The following is a 1,603-nucleotide window of genomic DNA, read 5'->3' as shown; positions in this document are numbered from 1 at the left end:
ATTCTTTCATCCAATCGAGATAAACCGTGCGATCTTCCTCCGTAAAAAACACGTTCTCTCGTCGGTTCCCTCGTTGAGTGATGTGGTGCGGTATCTCCCCAAAAACCGTAAAAGGGTAGCGTCCCCTTTTATTCAACGCCGCCAGCACGCGCGGCTTTGCAGTGAAGGCGAAGCCGGAACGGAAAATCCGTCGCTGTGACTGGCCTTGTTATGTTTATTTAGCTCTAACCTTTGATCCAAAGAACTCTTCCACTTTTGCCGTAGACTCAGCTATTTTTTTGCTAAAATCATCTTCTTCAGACGTAAAATAGACAATCTTGTCATTCTCTCCGACTCGCTCTGGACTATTATCAACAGTAGCCCCTGGCCCGGCATAGGCACCTTTCATCCAAAAATGAAGCCAAATCGCTCCGCGGACATCTCCGATTCGCTGTTGAATTTCATTAAAACTATCGTGAGCCTCTTTACCCCAAATAACTTTTGTCTCAAGGCGAATTGTTTGTAGTTCTGCCCATTTCTCATAGAGGTAAGTCATTCTCTCGCTATAAATTCGCTGCTCTTCTTCAAGTCGGCGACCAGCCTCGACTTCCTCCCGGCTAAGATAAAGCATTGGATTTCTCACGGACTGAAGCGCTTGCTGGACTTCATATGTCTTTAGTATGGCTTTCTTGGCAACCCCGTACTCACTTGTGCCCCGAAGCTGCCTCCGCCAAGTAAACAGCCCAAGCCCACCTATGGTAAGAGCACCAATCGTGCCGACAATTGAGACTACATCTTTCGTTAGTGACCAGTTTATTTCGCTTATGGTGATACAAAGGTCCAATGCAGTCTCCTTGAAACATAACACCGGAGTTCAGCGGCGTTTGAGGCGACGACCGTTTTTGCGACAGCAAAAATGGGCGGCGGGTCAAACGTCCGCTGCAACGATTTGTTCGGCGTCTCCTGCACTTACGTTGGTATTCCTTTTCTTGCGGGGTTCTTGAGCCAGCGCCCGACGTCCGCAACAAACTTCCAGACGTCGTCCCCTGAAGGCTTCAAGTACGCTGGATCATCGGGATTCTCACCTATCTTCTCAAAAGCTTCGATCAGCCAGGTTGGGCCATGCCCTGTCGCCCCCAGTTGTGGCAACCAGGACTCAAGCTCGCCTCCCGGCACAGCGAATACACCGTACTCGGCTATTTGTTCAAAAAGATTCGTGGCAGCTTCCGCATCTGCGGGAGGCAAGATTCCAATGCCCCCGTCCCGTTTCATGTCCTTTCCAGTTCCCTCCATCGCGGACTTTACAGCTGCACGAATCGTCGCAAGAGACGCGTGTGACAACTCTGGGACATTTGCGCTTCGGAGCAAGTTTGTCCAATTGGCTCCCCCGTCCTTTACAACGTCTACATCCACAATCCCGGCAGCAGGTATGCCCAACTTTCTCAACGGCTGAACTATCGTGCGAACGGTTTGCTTGTTTTGAGCGTTTATAAATAGGCAGTTTGGGATGCCCCATTCAGGCTTGTAACCCCCCTGTGTCAGAATAGTTGTCGTGTCTAATTTTTAATTAATATTCGGGGGCGATAAGGAATAAACAATGACACGATATTCAAAAGAACGCAAA

3 protein-coding genes are annotated in these 1,603 nt (G+C 49.3%); 1 reads left to right on the top strand and 2 read right to left on the bottom strand.

Features of this window, described 5'->3' with window-relative positions:
- The coding region (locus BLV85_RS15560; protein WP_218132866.1) for a hypothetical protein at positions 1–199 on the top strand (199 nt) is incomplete at its 5' end.
- 15 nt (positions 200–214) lie between these two features.
- Here BLV85_RS15560 and BLV85_RS14685 read toward each other — a convergent pair.
- Positions 215–823, bottom strand: coding sequence for a hypothetical protein (locus BLV85_RS14685; RefSeq protein WP_090415954.1), 609 nt, complete (start codon positions 821–823; stop codon positions 215–217).
- A 125-nt stretch (positions 824–948) separates the two neighbouring features.
- Complete coding sequence (locus tag BLV85_RS15010; protein WP_143032373.1) at positions 949–1,251, bottom strand: hypothetical protein; 303 nt, start codon at positions 1,249–1,251, stop codon at positions 949–951.
- Positions 1,252–1,603 lie beyond the last annotated feature (352 nt).

Source organism: Nitrosomonas halophila (assembly GCF_900107165.1).
Classification (GTDB): Bacteria; Pseudomonadota; Gammaproteobacteria; order Burkholderiales; family Nitrosomonadaceae; genus Nitrosomonas; species Nitrosomonas halophila.
Note: the sequence above shows the minus strand (reverse complement) of the source record. Positions and strands in the feature narration are given on the sequence as shown.